Source organism: Variovorax sp. M-6, from assembly GCF_052114385.1.
In the GTDB taxonomy this organism is placed as follows: domain Bacteria; phylum Pseudomonadota; class Gammaproteobacteria; order Burkholderiales; family Burkholderiaceae_C; genus Variovorax.
Window position 1 is genome coordinate 159,708 of sequence record NZ_JBFREQ010000005.1, and the last position, 17,735, is coordinate 177,442.

General features: G+C 67.1%; 14 protein-coding genes and 1 pseudogene. 1 reads left to right on the forward strand and 14 read right to left on the reverse strand.

The annotated features are described in order from the left end of the window. Positions 1-25 precede the first annotated feature (25 nt). From AB4Z46_RS08135 to AB4Z46_RS08155, 5 genes are read right to left on the reverse strand one after another with little or no spacing between them, the layout of a single operon-like run. Positions 26-1,366 carry an MFS transporter gene (locus AB4Z46_RS08135; protein WP_442282974.1) on the reverse strand — a complete coding sequence of 447 codons (1,341 nt, stop codon included), beginning with the start codon at positions 1,364-1,366 and terminating at the stop codon, positions 26-28. Beyond that, positions 1,363-2,865, reverse strand: coding sequence for an aldehyde dehydrogenase family protein (locus AB4Z46_RS08140; protein WP_442282975.1), 1,503 nt, complete (start codon positions 2,863-2,865; stop codon positions 1,363-1,365). The genes AB4Z46_RS08135 and AB4Z46_RS08140 overlap by 4 nt, the downstream gene beginning before the upstream one ends. A gap of 50 nt (positions 2,866-2,915) precedes the next feature. Next, complete coding sequence (locus AB4Z46_RS08145; protein WP_442282976.1) at positions 2,916-3,170, reverse strand: hypothetical protein; 255 nt, start codon at positions 3,168-3,170, stop codon at positions 2,916-2,918. 47 nt (positions 3,171-3,217) lie between these two features. Beyond that, on the reverse strand, positions 3,218-4,945 hold the full coding sequence (locus AB4Z46_RS08150; protein WP_442282977.1) for a GMC family oxidoreductase: 1,728 nt from the start codon (positions 4,943-4,945) through the stop codon (positions 3,218-3,220). Continuing rightward, the gene (locus AB4Z46_RS08155; RefSeq protein ID WP_442282978.1) at positions 4,942-7,248 is read right to left on the reverse strand and encodes an arylsulfatase; all 2,307 of its coding nucleotides are present in this window, start codon (positions 7,246-7,248) and stop codon (positions 4,942-4,944) included. The genes AB4Z46_RS08150 and AB4Z46_RS08155 overlap by 4 nt, the downstream gene beginning before the upstream one ends. Before the next feature lie 146 nt (positions 7,249-7,394). Here AB4Z46_RS08155 and AB4Z46_RS08160 point away from each other — a divergent pair, with 146 nt between their 5' ends. Next, positions 7,395-8,438: an AraC family transcriptional regulator gene (locus AB4Z46_RS08160; RefSeq protein WP_442282979.1), complete on the forward strand. Its 1,044-nt coding sequence runs from the start codon at positions 7,395-7,397 to the stop codon at positions 8,436-8,438. Here AB4Z46_RS08160 and AB4Z46_RS08165 read toward each other — a convergent pair. From AB4Z46_RS08165 to AB4Z46_RS08205, 9 genes and pseudogenes are all read right to left on the reverse strand, one after another. After that, positions 8,374-10,854, reverse strand: coding sequence for an efflux RND transporter permease subunit (locus AB4Z46_RS08165; protein WP_442282980.1), 2,481 nt, complete (start codon positions 10,852-10,854; stop codon positions 8,374-8,376). The genes AB4Z46_RS08160 and AB4Z46_RS08165 overlap by 65 nt on opposite strands. Next, complete coding sequence (locus AB4Z46_RS08170; protein ID WP_442282981.1) at positions 10,851-11,921, reverse strand: WD40/YVTN/BNR-like repeat-containing protein; 1,071 nt, start codon at positions 11,919-11,921, stop codon at positions 10,851-10,853. The genes AB4Z46_RS08165 and AB4Z46_RS08170 overlap by 4 nt, the downstream gene beginning before the upstream one ends. A gap of 16 nt (positions 11,922-11,937) precedes the next feature. Continuing rightward, positions 11,938-13,299, reverse strand: coding sequence for a DUF1329 domain-containing protein (locus tag AB4Z46_RS08175; RefSeq protein ID WP_442282982.1), 1,362 nt, complete (start codon positions 13,297-13,299; stop codon positions 11,938-11,940). A 33-nt stretch (positions 13,300-13,332) separates the two neighbouring features. After that, positions 13,333-15,168 (reverse strand): DUF1302 domain-containing protein, encoded by a 1,836-nt coding sequence (locus tag AB4Z46_RS08180; protein WP_442283068.1) that lies wholly within the window; start codon positions 15,166-15,168, stop codon positions 13,333-13,335. 237 nt (positions 15,169-15,405) lie between these two features. Next, positions 15,406-15,519, reverse strand: a pseudogene (locus AB4Z46_RS08185) (integrase); the annotation flags it as partial. An 80-nt stretch (positions 15,520-15,599) separates the two neighbouring features. Then, positions 15,600-15,890, reverse strand: coding sequence for a hypothetical protein (locus AB4Z46_RS08190; RefSeq protein WP_442282983.1), 291 nt, complete (start codon positions 15,888-15,890; stop codon positions 15,600-15,602). A 335-nt stretch (positions 15,891-16,225) separates the two neighbouring features. Continuing rightward, on the reverse strand, positions 16,226-16,777 hold the full coding sequence (locus AB4Z46_RS08195) for an OmpA/MotB family protein (protein WP_442282984.1): 552 nt from the start codon (positions 16,775-16,777) through the stop codon (positions 16,226-16,228). Between the two features lie 161 nt (positions 16,778-16,938). Continuing rightward, positions 16,939-17,169 (reverse strand): hypothetical protein, encoded by a 231-nt coding sequence (locus AB4Z46_RS08200; protein ID WP_442282985.1) that lies wholly within the window; start codon positions 17,167-17,169, stop codon positions 16,939-16,941. Positions 17,170-17,339: 170 nt separating this feature from the next. Next, positions 17,340-17,648, reverse strand: coding sequence for a hypothetical protein (locus AB4Z46_RS08205; protein ID WP_442282986.1), 309 nt, complete (start codon positions 17,646-17,648; stop codon positions 17,340-17,342). Between the last annotated feature and the right edge of the window lie 87 nt (positions 17,649-17,735).

Here is a 17,735-nt window from a genome sequence, read left to right on the forward strand (position 1 = left end):
GCGAATCGCGCGCGGACCGGAGCTGCTAGTGCGTCGCCGGCTTGAGCCGCGCGCGCGACGGCACGGCTGCCGTGTCGGCACCGGTCAGCTGGCCGAAGCGGGCCGCATCACGCTCATAGGAGCGCGACGCGAGCAGGAACAGCACGGCCGCAACCAGCGACATCAGCGGCGCCACGGTGAGTGCAGTCTTCAGGTCGCTCCAGTCGGACACGACTCCGACGAGGAAGGGTCCGGGCGCCAGACCCAGCAGGCTCGCGCCGAGCACCGCGGTGGCGGTGACGGTGGCGCGCACTGCGGGATGGGTGACGTCCATCACGATCGCCACCGCGCAGCCGCCGTGCGCCACGGCGAAGGCCGCGCCCGCGAAGATCAGGCCCAGCGCCAGGCCGCCAGGCGGCAGCCCGAAGCCGACCGCCAGCAGCACACCGCAGATCCCCGCGTAGGCGGCCGGCACGACGGCCCGAAGCCCCGGCCGCCCTCGGCTCAGCCGGTCCGAGAGCCCGCCGCCAAACAGCACGCCGATGCCCGCGGCCAAGACCGCCACCGCGGCCATCAGCGCCGCCTTGCGAGGTTCGAAGTCATAGCAGCGATTCAGGAAGGTCGGCATCCAGGCGATCAGGATCGACGGGATCGCCATTTGCAACCCAAAGGCGACGAAGGTGAGGTTGCCGGACCGGGCGACGAACACCTGCCGCACCAGCTGCGCCAGCGGCAGCCGTGTGCTTCCTTCCGGACTGCCGGCCAACTTCGGCGCCACGTAGTCGCGCACCACGAACGGATACAGCAGGGCCAGCAACAGCCCCGGCGCCCCGACGACGAAGAAGGCGGTGCGCCAGCCGTACTGGCTCGCGACAGCGCCGCCGATGACCACGCCCAGCACCGAGCCGAACAGGCCCGCCGACTGGAAGGCCCCCTGAATCGCTGCCCGCTTGCCAACCGGAAAGACGTGGGCCAGCAATGCGGCCCCGGCGGCGGCGTAGGCCGCCTCGCCCACGCCGACCATGGCGCGCGCCACCAGCAGTTGGGTGTAGTTGGCGGCCAGGCCGCAGGCGATGGTCGCCAGGCACCAGACGAACGCCATCAGCGTGATGCTCTTGACCCGGCCCCAGCGATCGGCGATCAGCGACAAAGGCAGCGTGAGCACGCCGACCACCACCGAGACGATGCTGACCAGGGCGCCCAGCTGCGCGTCGGACACGCCCCAATCCGACTTCAGGAACGGGAACACGGCACCGATCACCTGGCGCGACAGGTAGTCCGACAGCATCAGGCCGAAGGTCAGTGCGAACACGGCCCAGGCGTAGCCTCCCGCCGCAGGCATCGAACGCCCGTCCGGCGCGACCCGTCGCTTGTCCGCCGTGCTCATGGCGTGGTTCCTTGCGGCCGGGCCGGGGGTGTCGCGGACGGCTCGGCATGGCCGCTTGCGCCGTGACCGAGGAAGATCTTCATGATCAGCCGCTGGATGCGCGAGCCGTAGGGCGGCCGGAACAGATGAATCGGAAAGAAGCGATGCACCGCGAAGACCGCCTTGGCATGCGACAGCGAGCGGAACCCTTCGGGGCCGCGCCAACTGCCGATGCCTGAGGTACCGCTGCCGCCGAAAGGCAGGTCGCACTGGAATACATGCCACGCCCAGTCGTTGATCGTCATGCCGCCTGCATGCACCTCGCGCGTCAGTCGCCGCTCCTCGCCCGCGTCGGTGCCGAAGTAGTAGAGCGCCAGCGGGCGCGGCCGCGCGCTGACGAAGGCCACCGCATCGTCGAGCGATTCGCAGGCCAGGACCGGCAGGATCGGGTTGAACAGCTCCTCCTGCATGATGCGCATCTGCGGCGTCACGCCGGTCACGATCTGCAAGGCAATGATGCGTGCGCCGTCTCCGGGGCCGCACGAGGTCACCTGGGCGCCCTTGGCCACCGCATCGGCGAGCAGTTCGCGCGCGCGATCCGCATGGCGGTCCGACGCCATGCTGGTGTAGTTGGCGTCCGCCACCGGATTCGGCACCATGCACCGGAACGCGCGCTCGGTGGCGGCGACGAACTCGTCGATGCGCTCGGGCGGCACCAAGGCATAGTCGGGCGCGACGCAGGCCTGACCGCTGTTGAAGGCCTTGCCGTGCGCGATCGACCGCGCGACGGTGGTCATCGAGGCAGAGCGACCGACGATCGCCGGCGACTTGCCGCCCAGTTCCAGCGTCACCGGCGTCAGGTTGGCCGAGGCGGCGCGCATGATCTCCCGGCCGATGGCGGGCGAACCGGTGAACACGATGTGGTCCAGCGGCAGGGCGGCAAAGGCCTGCCCGACCTCGACGCCACCGCCGAACACCGCCACCCGCTCCTCGGGGAAGATCTCGCCCAGCATGCGGCGCAGCACCAGGGTGCAGCGCGGCGAGAACTCCGACATCTTGATCATCACGCGGTTGCCGGCCGCGAGCGCGGCGACCAACGGACCGACGGATTCGACCACCGGGAAGTTCCATGCGGCGATCACGCCGACCACCCCCTTGGGCTGGTAGACGACCTTGGCGCGGTTGCCGAGGAACATCCAGTCGACGCCGCGCCGCTCGGTCTTCATCCAGCGCCGCAGATGCGCGAGCGCATGGTCGATCTGGACCGCGGGCCCGAGCACGTCGAGCATCTTGCATTCGGATTCCGAGCGGCGGCCGAAGTCGTCGCTCATCGCGCGCGCGAGGGCATCCTGCCAGTGCTGGAGCGCCAGGCGAAGCGCCAGGAGATCGCGCTTGCGCTCGGCGAACTCGGGATACGGCGCGGCGAGAAAGGCCTTGCGCTGCAGCGTCAGCGTGTGGTTCAGGCTTTCGACGCTGTCGTCTGCCTGCGCGTCCATGCGGCTGTGATTGGTTGTGATCATCTTGTCTCCAAATTCTTCGAACGAAGCCGTCGATCGGCGCATTGATGGGCCTACTTCCTCGTCAGCGGCATCCAGTGCAGCAAGCCGAACAGCAAGGTCAGCACGACGCTGGTCGCGAGCGGTCCCGGGTAGCGGCGCACCTGCATCCAGACGAAAGGCAGCTCGAGTGCGTGAAACGCCAGGATCACCAGGGCAACCACCTGCGCGTCGTCCGCCAGCGCGTCGCGCAGCCACCCGGCGAGGCCGGCCAGGGCCAGCGCATAGATCGTGAGGAGAATGAGCTTCAGGAAGTTGTTGACCATCAAGAGAGAAAGCGCCGCCCTGCCGGGTCGGTCGCCGGAAGTAGCAATAGTCACGCGGCGGCGAGCGCCGCCATTGGCGAGGCGGCTTGCGCCTCCGCGGGGATCTGGGAAGCGCCAGTGCGCGAGGCGAGCTCGGCCGCGGCCTTGATCATGTCGGCCGCCTTCTCGGCGATCATGATGGTCGGCGCATTGGTGTTGCCCGACACGATGTCCGGCATGACCGATGCGTCGACCACGCGCAGTCCTGCGATGCCCCTGACGCGCAGTTGCGCATCGACGACGTCATTCGGCCCGTTGCCCATGCGGCAGGTACCGACCGGGTGATAGGCGCAATCGGCATGGGCGCGGATCAGCTTCTCGATCTCCGCGTCGGTCCGCGCCCAGGCCGAGCTCTTCGATTCCAGCCCGCCGAAGCGCGCCAGCGCCGGCTGCCGCATGATTTCGCGCACCCGTTTGAACCCGCGCACGAGGCAATCGACATCGCATTGTTCGGACAGGAAGTTGGTGTCGATCAATGGCGGCGCCATCGGATCGGCGCTTGCAATCGACACGCTGCCGCGAGACTTGGGCCGCAGCATGCCGGCGTGCACCGAGTAGCCGTTGCCGAAAAGGATCTTGCGGCCGTGATCCATGATCTTCGCGACGACGAACACGACCTGCAGGTCGGGCACGGCCTCTTCCGGCCGCGTCTTCATGAAGCCGTTCCCTTCGGCGAAGTTGGACGTCAGCGCGCCCCTGCGGTGCCGGCCCCAATGGATGAGGCCCTGGAGAACCGTCCACGCGCCTGCAAACGAAAGCCCGAACAGCCCGCGCGACGCACCGGCTTCGTAGGTGTGGACCAGGTCGATGTGGTCCTGCAGGTTCTGCCCCACGCCAGGTGCGTCGTGCACGACCGGAATGCCGTGCCGCTGCAGGGTTGCGGCCGGCCCGATGCCGGACAGCATCAGCACCTGCGGCGACTGCAGCGCCCCCGCCGAGAGCAACACCTCGCGGCGCGCGGACACCCGCCTGGCGATGCCATGGGCATCGCGGTATTCGACGCCCACGGCCCGCTGGCCTTCCATCACGATGCGCGTGGTTCGCGCCCGCGTGATCACTCGCAGGTTGGGTCTGGACAGGTTCGGTGTCAGGTAGCCCTTCGCGGTGCTGCAGCGTTCGCCGTTCTTCTGCGTCACCTGCGTCAGTCCGACACCCTCCAGGTGATCGCCATTGAAATCCGGGTTCGACCGATGCCCGGCCTGCACCGCGGCTTCGATGAAGGCGCGCGCATAGACGCTCGGCTCCAACAAGTCCGCAACGTTCAACGGGCCGCCTGCGCCGTGGTAGTCGGACTCGCCCCAGAACTCGTTGTTCTCGGCCTTCTTGAAGTACGGCAGCACGTCGGCGTAGCTCCAGCCGGCGTTGCCGGCCGCAGCCCAGCGGTCGTAGTCGGTGCGGTCGCCACGGATGTACATCATTCCGTTGATCGAGCTCGAACCGCCCAGCGCCTTGCCGCGTGGCTGGTAGCCGATGCGGCCGTTCATGCCCTTGTTGGGCTGGGTGTTGAAGGCCCAGTTGAATATCGGGTACGGCATCACGATCGGCAGCCCCGCGGGGCACTGGATCAGCGCGCTGTCGTCGGCGGCGCCGGCTTCCAGCAGGCAGACCTGCACCTCGGGGTCTTCGCTCAGTCGGGCCGCCAGTACGCAACCGGCCGAGCCGCCGCCGATCACGATGTAGTCGGCCGGCCGAGGATCAATCTGCGCCGGCGAGGAAGGGATGGATGCGGGATTCGTCATGGGATGTAGACGATGTGCACGTCGTCGATCCGGCCGTTGAAGCCGAACGGCGCGCGATCGCAGTAATCGAGCGAGACCGGCGAGCCGAGATTGATGCCGACGTCGAGGGTTTCGCTGGCCGTGAAGCAAAGCGGCGCGGTGAAGGGGGCCGTGCCGCGTGCCATCTCGATGCCGTCCACCCGCATCAAGAAAGTGGCCGGTGCGCCGGGGGCGGGGCCGCTCATGAGCGTCTGCAGTTCAATGCGGCGTGCGCCGGGCTCGATGCGCGCGGTGCTGCGCAGCTTTGTCCGCATGACGCTCAGGCAGTTGTATTCGAAATGCAGGTGGCCGGCATCCATGTAGAGCACCAGGCCGCCCGCCATGCCGCCGAGCGCATAGAGCACGCCCTCGCCCGTCTCCGGTACCGTCAACTCGACCGTCACCTTGTTGCTGCGCGCGCGCAGGTTGGGCGCGCAGAACTCGGGCAGGCGCGTCACGTCGGCATTGAAGTGCCACTCGGTCTGACTCGTGCCGATGCGCGCCGACGGGTTCAGCAGCGGCCCGAGCCCGGCGCCGATCGGATAGACATTGTTGGCGCGCGCCTCCTCGTCGAACCGGGCCTGCAGCTCGGCCAGCTTGTCCGGATGCTGGCGCGCCAGGTCGGTCGATTGCGAATAGTCGCCGTCGAGCTTGTAGAGCGCCCAGACGTCCTCGTCGGGATTCCAGTTCGCATACGCGGCCGCGGTGGCCGAGAGCCAGGGCAGCCGCGGGCCGAACACCGACGCCATCCAGCCATCGGCGTAGATACCGCGGCTGCCGAAGATCTCGAAGTATTGTTGCGCCTTGCGCGTCGACGCAGAGCCATCGGCGAAGCTGTAGGCCAGGCTCAGGCCGTCGATAGGGTCCTGCGCGACGCCATTGACCGAGGCCGGCGGCGTGATGCCGACGAGCTCGTAGATCGTCGGTGCGATGTCGTTGACATGGTGGAACTGCCCGCGCACCGCGGCGTCGGCCTGGATGCCCTTCGGCCACGACACCGCCATTGGCACCCGGGTACCGCCGAAGTAGCCCGCCACCAGCTTGGTGCCCTGGAACGGGCTCTCTCCGGCCCAGGCCCAGCCCGCGTGGTACATATTCGCGATCTTCGGCCCGCCGAGCGCCGGCAGGCCGCCGTACTGCTCGTCGAGGATCTTCATCTGCTGCGCGAACGGAATCGGCACGCCGCTGATCGACAGGATCTCGTTGATGGTGCCGCCCGCGCCTTCGGCCGAGGCGCCGTTGTCCGACAGGACATAGAAGATCAACGTGTTGTCGCGCAGGCCCAGCCGCTCGAGTTCGTCGACGACTTTGCCGGCCTGCACATCGGCGTGCTCGAGGAAGCCCGCGTAGACCTCCATGAGCCGCGCCTGGTATTTGCGCTCTTCGGCCGGCAGGCTGTCCCAGGCCGCCAGCGTGTCGGGCCGCGGCGTCAGTTTGCTGTCGGCCGGAATCCAGCCCATCGCGACCTGGCGCTCGAAGGCCTGCTCGCGATAGGCATCCCAGCCGGCGTCGAAGCGACCCTTGTACTTGTCCGACCACTCGCTGAACACCTGGTGCGGGCCGTGCACCGCACCCGGCGCCCAGTACATGAAGAAGGGCTTGTCGGGCGCCAGCGCATGCTGCTCGCGCAGCCAGCGCTTCGCCTGCGCTGCCAGGTCTTCACTCAGGTGGTAGGCCGGGTCGTTCGGCGCCTCGATCGGCGTGGTGTTGCGGTACAAGCTCGGCTGGTACTGCGAGGTCTCGGCGGCGATGAACCCGTAGAAATGGTCGAAGCCGCAGCCGGTCGGCCAGCGGTCGAAGGGTCCGGCGGCCGAGGTCTGCAGCGCCGGCGTGTTGTGCCACTTGCCGAATGCGGCCGTGTTGTAGCCGTAGTGCCTGAGCACCTCGGGAATCGTGGCGGCGCTTTTCGGGATCTCGCCGGTGTAGCCGTCGAAGTCGCTCGCAAACTCTGTGATCGTGCCGGACTCGACGCGGTGGTGATTGCGCCCGGTCAGCAGCGACGCGCGGGTGGCGGAGCAGATCGCGGTGGTGTGGAAGGCGTTGTAGCGCAGGCCGGTGTCGGCAATGCGGCTCAAGGTGGGCGTGTGGATCGCCCCGCCGACCGTGTCGGCATGGGCGAAGCCAACGTCGTCGAGCATGATGACGACGACGTTCGGCGCACTGCTGCGCAGTGGCGACGACCGGCTGCGCCACTGGTGGGTCGACTGGGCGAGCGTGCGGCCGGCCACGCTGGCGGTGGGCGTGCTGGCGAAGGGAAGTTCGCCGTCGCGGGAATCCTGGGTCATCGGTTATCTCCGGTTCTTGTGCTGCGAGGGAGAACCCAGTCTAGGAATGGCGCGCAAGCGGCACCGGTCTTTGCCGTCAATTCGAAGGTCTGCCGAGGCGGGCAAACCTGATTGTCAAAATGCCTGCTTGCGGCGACCATCTGACGATGAATCTCCCCCTGCGCCTCCCGGGCAGTCCGGCGCAAGAGCCGACCACGATCGGCGGCTACGTGCTCGCGATCTCCAAGGCGCTGCAAGCCAGCGGCGTCGACAGCACGCGTGTCCTGAAGGCCGTCGGCGTGCCGCTCACCATGACCAACGACCCGCTGAGCCGGCTGCCGGTCAGTACGTTGACGCGGCTCTTTCGCGCCTGCGTCGACGTCACCGGCAACCCCTACTTCGGCCTGACCGTGGGTCGCTTCATCCACATCTCGAACCTGCATGCGCTGGGCTATGCGCTCGCGGCCAGCGCCGACCTCATGGAGTTCTGCCAGCGGCTCGAACGCTATTTCAGACTGGCATCTCAAACCTGCGAGATCAAGGTGGTCGAGTCGGACCATGCGCTCAGCCTGCACGTCAGGCTGCTGGTGGACGTCTGCGCCGAGACCGAGGATGCGTTCTTCACCTTCATCGTGCTGGCGATGCGGCAGCTCTACAGGCCCGACTTCAATCCGTTGCGTGTCGCCTTGTCGCATCCACAGCCGGGCGAAGGCGCCGCGCCCTATGAGGCGCTGTTCCGGGCGCCGGTCAGCTTCGGACAGCCCGGGCCGATGGTGGCGCTGCCGAAGGCGGACGTCCACAACCCCCTGATCGGCGCCTGCGCCGAACTGGCGCAGCTCAACGACAACCTGTCGAACACCTACCTCGCGCGCCTCGAGAAAGGCGATGTCGTGACCCGGGCGCGGCAGAAGATCATCGAGTTCCTGCCGAACGGCAGCTGCACGCGCGACAAGGTGGCCAGCGCGCTGGCAATGAGCCCGACCACGCTGCAGTTCAAGCTGGCCGAACGCGAGACCAGCTTCCACGACCTGCTGGACGCCACCCGCAAGGAGCTGTCCACCGGCTATGTGCGGCAGTCGGCGCTGTCAATCACCGAGATCACCTTCCTGCTGGGCTTCAGCGACACCAGCAACTTCACGCGCGCCTTCAAGCGCTGGCAGGGCGTTTCGCCCACGGCCTTCCGAGAGGGCGCGAAGCCGGCAAGCGCTTGAAGTGCCGGTCGCCGAGCAGGAAGTACGACAGCGCGGGGATGAGAACCAGGGCACCGACCATGTTCCAGAGGAACATGAAGGTCAGCAGAATGCCCATGTCGGCCTGGAACTTGATCGGCGAGAACACCCAGGTGACGACGCCTGCCGCCAGGGTCACGCCCACCAGCGCGACCACGCGTCCGGTGAACATCAGCGCCTCGGCGTAGGCCTGGGCCAGCGTCAGGCCGCGGCGCTGCCCGGCCAGCTGCACGCTCAGCAGGTACAGCGCGTAGTCGACCCCGATGCCCACGCCGAGCGCGATCACCGGCAGTGTCGCCACCTTGACGCCGATGCCCAGCAACACCATCAAGGCCTCGCACAGGATCGAGGTGATGACCAGCGGGATCACCGCCACCAGCACCGCGCGCCACGAGCGGAAGGTCAGGAAGCACAGCGCGATCACCGCCGCATACACGTACAGCAGCATCGTGCGGTTGGCCTCGTGCACCACGATGTTGGTCGCCGCCTCGATGCCGGCCGAGCCGGCGGCCGGCAGCACCTGCACGACGGCCGGGTCGGTCGGGTGCTCGTCGATGAAGCGCTCGACCACCGCCAGCACCTGGCGCAGCGTCTCGGCCTTGTGGTCCGAGAGATAGGCCACCAGCGGCATCACCGAGCATTCGACGTTGAACATCTCGGGGTTGTTGACCGAGGCCTGCTGGCCGCCATAGTTCAGCACGTCCTGGTTGCGCGAGATCGTCTGCCACTTCGGGTTGCCCTCGAAGGAGCCGGCCGTGATCTGCCGCACCACGTCGGTCAGGGCCACCGTGGTGCGCACCTGCGGCAGTTGCTGCAGCTCCCAGGCCAGGCGGTCGACATGCTCCAGCGTGGCGTACTTCAGGCAACCCTCCTTGGGCGTCTTGACGATCACCGCGAACAGGTCGCTGGAGAGCGCGTAGTTGCGGCTGATGAAGGCGTTGTCGCGGTTGTAGCGCGAGTCCGGCCGCAGCTCCGGCGCGCCGGGGTCGAGGTCGCCGACCTGCAGCTTCAGGCTCAGCGCGAAGCCACCGACCGCCAGTACCGCCGAGCCGAGCACCGCGGCGAGTGCCCAGCTGCGCCGGTCGGCGAAATTGGCCAGCAGCGCCCAGACCCGCCCGCCCTCGCCGTCCGCCTGCTGCTGCTCGATACGCATGCTGCGCGCGGCAGCCCGCGCGCTGACGCCGACGTACGACAGCAGCACCGGCAGCAGCAGCAGGTTGGTGAAGATCAGCACCGCCACGCCGATGCTGGCGGTCAGGGCCAGCTCGCGGATCACGGGGATCGGGATCAGCATCAGCACGCCGAAGCCCACCGCATCGGCCAATAACGCGGTCACGCCGGCCAGGAACAGGCGGCGGAAGGTGTAGCGCGCGGCCACCAGCCGTTGCGTGCCGCGGCCGATGTCCTGCATGATGCCGTTCATCTTCTGGGCGCCGTGGCTGACGCCGATCGCGAACACCAGGAAGGGAACCAGCATCGAGTACGGGTCGAGCTCGAGCCCGACGAGCCGCACCAGCCCGACCTGCCAGACCACCGCCACCAGCGAGCAGGCCAGCACCAGCGCGGTGCTGCGCAGGCAGCGCGTATAGCCGTACAGCAGCAGCCCGGCGATCAGCGTGGCGACGCCGAAGTACATCATCACCTGCACCAGCCCGTCGAGCAGGTCGCCGATGATCTTGGCGAAGCCGATCACGTGCACCTTGACACCCCAGGGCTTGCCGTCGGGCGCCAGACCGCGCTCGTACTTGTCGCGGATGCGGCTCTCGATCTCGTTCGACAGCTTCCAATAGTCGAGCCGGCCGCCCTTGCCGCCATCGAGCAGCGGCGCCACGATGGCGCTGGACTTGAAGTCATTGGCGACCAGGCTGCCCGCCAGCCCGGCACGCGCGACATTGAGCCGCAGCCGGTCGACGCTGGCCTTGTCGCCATCGAAGCTGTCGGGCATCACGGGTCCGCCCTGGAACCCCTCTTCGGTCACCTCGGTCCAGCGCACCGCCGGCATCCACAGCGACCTGACCCAGGCGCGGTCGATGCCCTCCGTCAGGAACAGGTCGTCGTTGATGTGCTTGAGCGCGTCGAGATAGCGCGGGTCATAGATGTCGCCGTTCGGGTTCTCGACGACCACCCGCAGCGTGTTGCCCATGCCGCGCAGTTCGCTGCGGTGGTTCAGGTAATTCTGGATGTAGGGATGACCCACGGGAATCATCTTGTCGAAGCTCGCGTTCAGCGACACGCGGGTGGCCAGGAAGCCGAGCGCCAGTGTCGCCGCGAGGCAGGCCAGCATGACCCACAGGCGGTGGTTGAAGACCGCGCGCTCGAGCCAGCTGCCCGAATCGTGCGGAAACTCGGCCAGGTCGCGCACGATCGGCATGCGGTCGAGGCCCGAAGAAACACTCATGGCTTGTCCTTGGCAGTCAGTTCGAGGGTGCGCAGGCCGCGCGGCCCGCCGAGCGCCAATGCGGCGTTTCCGCTGAAGGCGACCGTGGCCAGCGGCATCTGCGATCGCAGGCCGGAAGCCGCGAAGCTGCGCCCGCCATCGCGACTCAGGACGATGCCGCCCCCTTGGTCGATCAGCACCACGGTGCCATCGGCGGCCACTGCGCCGCCGACGACGCTGGCCGACAGGCCGGTGGCAATTGCCGCCCAGCTTGCGCCGTCATCGGTGCTCAGGAAGGCGCTGCCGCGCATGCCGACGCCGAGCACGCCGGCCAACGTCGCCAGCAGGCCGAAAAAGCTGCCCTTGCCGGGCGCAGGCAGCGCGCGGAAGCGCTCGCCGCCGCGCTCCAGCTTGAGCAGCAATCCGGCCTCGCCCGCGATGTAGTGCGCGCCGCCCGCGGCGCGCACGGCGTAGAGGTTGAGCAGCCCCGGGTTGTCGACGCGGTCGAACCACGACTCCCAGTTGCGCCCGCCGTCCATGGTTCGCAGGACGAGGCCGTAGGCGCCGACCACGAAACCGTGGTCGGCATCGACGAAGAAGACGTCGAGGAAGGGCTTGTCGGGCCCCGATTCGCTGTTGCGTCGCGCTTCGTCGAGCAGCTTGCCGTCCTGCTCGGTCGCGCCCGGCGCGGCGGCACGGCGCTCCATCTGCGCCAGCACCAGCGCATTCGCCTGGCGGCCATCGAGCAGGCGCGTCCAGCTGTCGCCACCATTGCGGCTCCCGAGCACCACGCCGTCGTGGCCGGTCGCGTAGCCATTGCGCTCGTCGGCGAAGTACACCGCCGTGAGGTCGACGCTGACCGGCACCCCGGCCTGGATCCAGCGCCGGCCGCCATCGTCGGACACGACGACATGGCCGCGCTGCCCGACCGCGACCAGCCGTTGGCCGGCGCGCGCGATGCCGGTGATCAAGCGCTTGTCGGCCAGTGCGCTGGGGCGTGCCGGCCGATCGAGCAGGTCGTCCGCCGACGCGGGGCCGCCGGCCGCCATCGCGCCGAACCCCGCCAGGAGAAGCTGTCTGCGCTGCAAGGCATTTTCCCCACGCTCAGCGCACGCCGGCGCCGGCCAGCGCGTCGGGGCTCCAGGCAGTGGCCGACAGCGGATCGGTGTACTTCAGGCCGACCGGGTAGGCGCCCATCAGGCCGGTGATGTTGTAGCCGTTGGTCGTGAAGTCGTGGAACGACTGACCCATGCTCGCAGGCGCCGGCACTTCGTACGAGGGATTTGTGTAGACGAAGCCCGCGCGGTAGAGCTGTCCGCGTGCGTCGTACTCGTCCGAGGCGACCGCGATCCAGCTGTCCTCGTCGATGTAGAAAGTGCGCTTGGCGTAGATATGGCGCTTGTCGGCCTTCAGCGTCGCTTCGACCACCCACACGCGATGCGCCTCCCAGCGCACGAAGTCCGGGTTCAGGTGGTTCGGCGTGGTGGTCGCATACGGGTCCTTGGCATAGACCAGCTTGAAGGTGTTGTAGGGGATCAGCATCTCCTTCTTGCCCACGAGCTTGAAGTCGTAGCGGTCCATCGCGCCGTTGAAGACCCAGGCGTCGTCGTAGGTCGATGCGCCCGCCGCGCCGGGGTTGGGCGTGTCGTAGGCGATGTCGGGTGCGAGCTTCACGCGGCGCTGACCGGGCAGGTACTGCCAGGCGCGGCGGCCGTTCTTCATCGGGTTGATGTAGTCCTGCGCGAGCAGTGCTTCGCCTGCGCGGCGCGCCGGGGCGGTGTAGGCGATCTTGGTGCGGAAGTAGATGTCGTTCTCGCCCGAAGCGGCGCTGCGCTTGGGGTCGTAGTACGGGTAGTCCATGTGGATCTGCCCCGTGGTAGCGAGCACCGCCTTGCCAGACGCGTCGACGTTGATGGAGTCGTACTGCGTGTAGTAGCTCTGGCCCGTGTAGCGCAGCAGGTGGTTCCACATCACCTCGTTGCCGGTCTTGGGGATCGGGAACGGAATGCCCGCGTAGGTGCCTTCGAGGCCGAGGCCATCGTCGGTGGTCTTCACGACGGTGGCGTTCTTGATCGTGTTGTCGATCACGTACTTGGGAAATGCCATCGAGCGATGCGAGGGATAGACATCGACGCGCATCGTCGGGTACTTCTTCAGCAACTCCCGCGTGCCTTCGGTCAGCTTGGCTTCGTACGGCGCCAGGTTCTGGGCAGTGATCGAGAACAACGGCTTGTCGGCGGCATAGGGGTCGGGGCGGATGCCGGAGCCCTTCTCGTAGCCGGCCGGCGGCGTGGTCAGACCGCCGGTGTAGTCGGGGATCGACTTGTCGGCGCTGCCCGCGCGCTCGGCGCCAGTCTGCGTGAGGGTGGTGCCGAGCTTCTTCGCTTCGTCGGCGCCGACAGCGGCCAGCGAGGCTTGTGCGGCCAGCGCGAGCAGCGCGCCGGTCCAGAGGGGACGGGTGTTCATAGGATGTCTCCGTTAAGGTGGGGGTTGGACGACTCAGAAGGTCGTCTTGAAGGTGAGCAGCACATGGCCGCGGTCAGACAGGCTGGCGTAGGTGCCGTTCGGAACATTCATGGCGCCATTGGCGAGCGTGCTGTAGTCGCCGTAGAAGCCGACGTAGCGCAGCGCGAAGTTGTATTTGGAGCGCACGTCTGCGGCGATGCCGATGCCGTAGGTGCCAGCGTTCTTGTTGCCGCCGGTCAGCACCGCCGAGTTGCCCGAGAGGCCGCCCGACCAGCTCAGCGGCATCGACAGGTCCACGCCCGGGAACACCTGGAACCAGGTCGGCGTGAAGTTCAGCCCGAGGCCGAAATAGTCCTTGCTGACCGCGTCCACGTTGGCCGGGATGGCGCGGTAGGCATCGCTGCCCTTGAAGGCGCCGGGGTTCTGGCTGACGCTGAGCCAGCGGCTCCAGATCAATTCGGCGTTCCAGGTGGCGCTGTCGAAGAGCGCGGTCTTGGAGATCGTCCCCAGCAGGTTGAACACGCCGTGCATCGTGTCGCCGCGCGCGCCGGGCGCATCGTTGCCCAGTTGTGCGAACTGTGTCAGCGAGATCGCGCCCGTGGCCGGATTGGCCAATGGCGCCGGAAGCACCTGGACCGGCACGCTCTGCAATGGCATGTTGCGGCGGTAGCTCAGTTCGGCGCCGAGGCTCAGGCCCGCGACGTTCTTCGCCAAGCTCAGGCCGTAGATGTCGATGTCTCGGCCGTAGAAGGCCTGGTACTGGCCGACATAGCCGGCCTGGATCTGCGGCAGCGTGGCCGCGCCGGGATTGATGTAGCAGGTGCTCGGTCCGATGGCGCGAAGGCCGGCGGGCGTGCAGGCGGCGGCCGGCACGCCCGCGGCGACCGCCGGCAGCAGCGCGAGCTGCGGCTGGATGTCGGCCGTGCGGCGGCCAAACAGGCCGGCCGTGCCGTCGAGCCATTCGGGGCTCCAGCGTGCCGACAGACCGAAGTCGCCGGTCTTGTTCGGCTCGGTGCCGGCGCTTTGCAGCAGGCGCTGGCCGGGCCCGACGATCAGGGAATCACCGCCGTGCAGCAAGGCGTCGTTCACCGTCAGGTAGCTGCCCGACTCCGGATAGCGCGCGCTCTCCCAGTCGAAGAAGGTCTGCGCAGAGAGTGACAGGTCGGCGGACGGCTGCACCTGCAGCGTCATCGAGTTGCGCGGCCGGTACAGCTCCTTGGCCTCGATGCCGGGCGTGGCGAGCGCCTTCCACAGGTCCAGCGAGTACTGGCCGTAGGAGATGCCGTTGACCGCGCCCCCGCCCAGCAGGCTCTCGCCCCAGTACACCGTGTGCTTGCCCAGGCGCAGGCTCACGCTGGTGTCGCCGATGTCGGTGCTGCCGAAGACGAAGGCATCGAGCACTTCACCGGAAACCCCCTTGGCATAGCGGCTGGTGTAGGGCGACAGCGCACCTGCGGTCGGCAGGCCGTTGACCAGCGTGTTGGCGGTCGCGTTGTTGCGGTTGTCGAGGTTGTTGTAGGCCGAGTCGCCCCAGGCGGCACCGCTCAGGCGGAAGCCGTATTTCTTGTCGACTACCAGGTCCATCTCGCTCAGCAGGTCGAGCCGGTTGGCGATCAGCGAGTGGTTGCTGAAGTTGCGGTCGCCATCGTCGAAGTTCGGGTTGCCGAGGATCGCCTTGTCCTGGCCTTGCGTGCGCTGGCCCAGGTTGTAGCGCAGCGTGTTGTCCCAGCGCAGCACGACATCGGGATTGCCGGTGTCGATCTCCATCGAATGGACGGGTGCTGCGAGCGTGAGAAGGGCCAAGGTGGCGCTGGCGACCGCGGTGCGGCGATGGCAGGTGGCAAAGCGAAGCGAAGCGGAATGGACCACAGGTTTGTCTCGTGAAATTTGTGACGCCGGACGCTGCCCGGCTTTCTCTTTCGATCGGCGGTCGAGCAATGCCCGAAGTCGATGGACGATTCTGTGGAACACGCGGCGCGGCCGCCGGTCTTTGAGGTCAATTCGGTGGTCTTGCGAGCGACATGAAGACCGCGCAAGTGCCGGCGCGCGCCACGACGCAGCCAACAGCAACTCGGAGCTGGGCAAGAAGAACTGGGGACTGGGGCCGGCAACGATCTCACTCATGCGAAATCCGGCGCCGTAGGCGATGGACAGTGCCGTGTGGTACTTGAGGTTGGAGGCCGCCGCGATCAGGCGCGCGGACTCGTCGCGGCTGAGCACCTGGTGGCGCTGAGGGTGATCGGCGCAGGCCCGAAGCAGTCGCTCGACTGCCGGGATGTCGGGCAGCAATCCCCCCGTCCCTAGTGCCCGCCGCTGATGGCCTGCTGCATTTTTGCAATCGCCTGATCGAGCGAAAAACTCGCCGCCTTCTGCCGCGGTGGGAACGCCACGAACGAATCGAGGAAGGGCTGCACCAACGCCATGCCCAGGTTGATCTGCGGGACATGATTGATGAACCAGTCGCAGTAGGTACTGGGTGTGGTGTCGGCGCGCTCGTACGGGTCGGTGCGGAGTTTGAACAGCTTCGGTATCCGCAGGACAACGAAAGGCTCTCCCCATATCCTCATCGTGCTGGCCGCGCGCTGCTCCATGAATACCAGCTTCCAGTTGCGGACGCGCAGTGCACCACCAGATCGCCGTCGTCGTCGAAATAGACGAACCCCTCGCGAGGACTCCGCACTCCCTCTTTCGTCAGGAAAGCGAGGAGGCTGACCAAGCACGCGCTCCCAACGATTTGAAGCGAATACAGACCAGGATTTTTCTGCCTCCCTGCAAGGGCAGAATGCGGCCAACAGCGGACCTGCGCCGGCAGGACGCAGCAACCTGATCGGATTCGCGCTGTCGTGTGTCAGTCCATTCCATGAGGCTAGCGGAAAACACGAAGTCTTCCGCAGCCGATGGCTACGGATGCGGCACGAGCGACCTGCTACGGCCGGTTGGCAGCCATGATGACGATCTCGACGCGGCGGTTCTTCGCCTTGCCCTGGGGCGTGTCGTTGCTGGCCACCGGTCGTGCGTCGCCAAAGCCTTGCGCCGAGATCGAGTTCTGCGGCACACCCTTCGAGGTGAGGAAGCGCGCGACGTTGTCCGCCCGCGCCGACGAGAGTTCGAGGTTGGACGGGAAGCGAGCCTTCAGCGCCGGACCGATGGGTTCGTTGTCCGTGAAGCCCTGGACAATGATCTGCTGGCCGGGCATGTTTGAAAGCGTCGGCGCGATCTTGCCCAGCGCCTGTTCACCCTTGGGGCTGAGCGCCCAGCCGCCTTCGGGGAAGAGCACCTCGTTGACCATGGTTACCTTGAGCTGATTCTGCAACTGCGTGATCTGCGCCTGGTCGCTGCTCAACTGGCTCGATAGCTTCTGGTCGAGCGCCGCGTACGTGTCTGCCTTCTGCACTTCGGTGTTGTAGGTCTTGTCGGTGACGCAACCTGCAGCCAGCACGGCGGCGCAAAACACCAGACTGAGCTTGATTGAATTCATGTTTTCTCTCCACTGTGGTTGAACAATCACGACGTGGCCCTTTCAAGTCGCGGCCTTCGAACGCATCGCGCACGCCCCCAACCCACGCGGTCGCCGTGGCGAACTGCGGCGCGTTGGCGTTGGAACGGCGACGCGGACAAGCCTCTCGCGGTCGGGTGTCGCTAGTAACGTCTGCGAACCGCTGCGCCATTGGGTCCGACGCAACCCTCGCGGTATTCGCCCTTGGCGCACGTGACCTGCGCCGGCGGCGGCTTCTTGACCACTGCAGCGCCGTTGGGGCCGGCGCAGCCAGCGCGATAGACGCCGGCCGCGCAGGTGACCGCCCAGGACGTGGACGGAACAAGTCCGATGAGGCCCAACGCGGCTGTTGCGGCAAGTATGTAGCGCTTCATGACGATCTCCTTGGGTTGTGCCGATGGTGTAGCGGCCGTGGGAATGCGGACGGCTCGTTCCATTTGTTCGAATCGCTCGGTATCGTTGTCACCATCTTCGCGCCATCGGAGGCACTTGAGAAGTGGGTCAAAGGGCAAAGCGATTGCCCGAAGGTGAAGCTGCCGTGAAGTTATGGAGCGCGACCAGCGGGGCTCTTGGCGCCGGACGGATCGACGACGAATTTGGCACCCACGTCATCCAGCAGCCGCCGAAATTCTGGCGACTTGGCGATGACCGCCCCTGCGGCCGCGCGCAGGCGATCGACGGCTTCGGGCGGCAGGACGAAGGATGTCGGTTGGGCGTTGAGGTAGTTGCGTTCCGCGCCGTCAGGGAGCGCAGCGAACGAAACATCGATGGCAAAGATCTTGGTGTCCGGGACGGACACAGCCTTGCACACGGGCGAGTCCACGTGGACGGAACAACCGGCAATCTCTCGCATGCGTTCCGCGGATTGCCAGCGCGCCGAGATGTCCTTCAGCAGTTCGACCGCCTCCTAGGAGTAGTGCGTGTCGCAGACGACGACGAT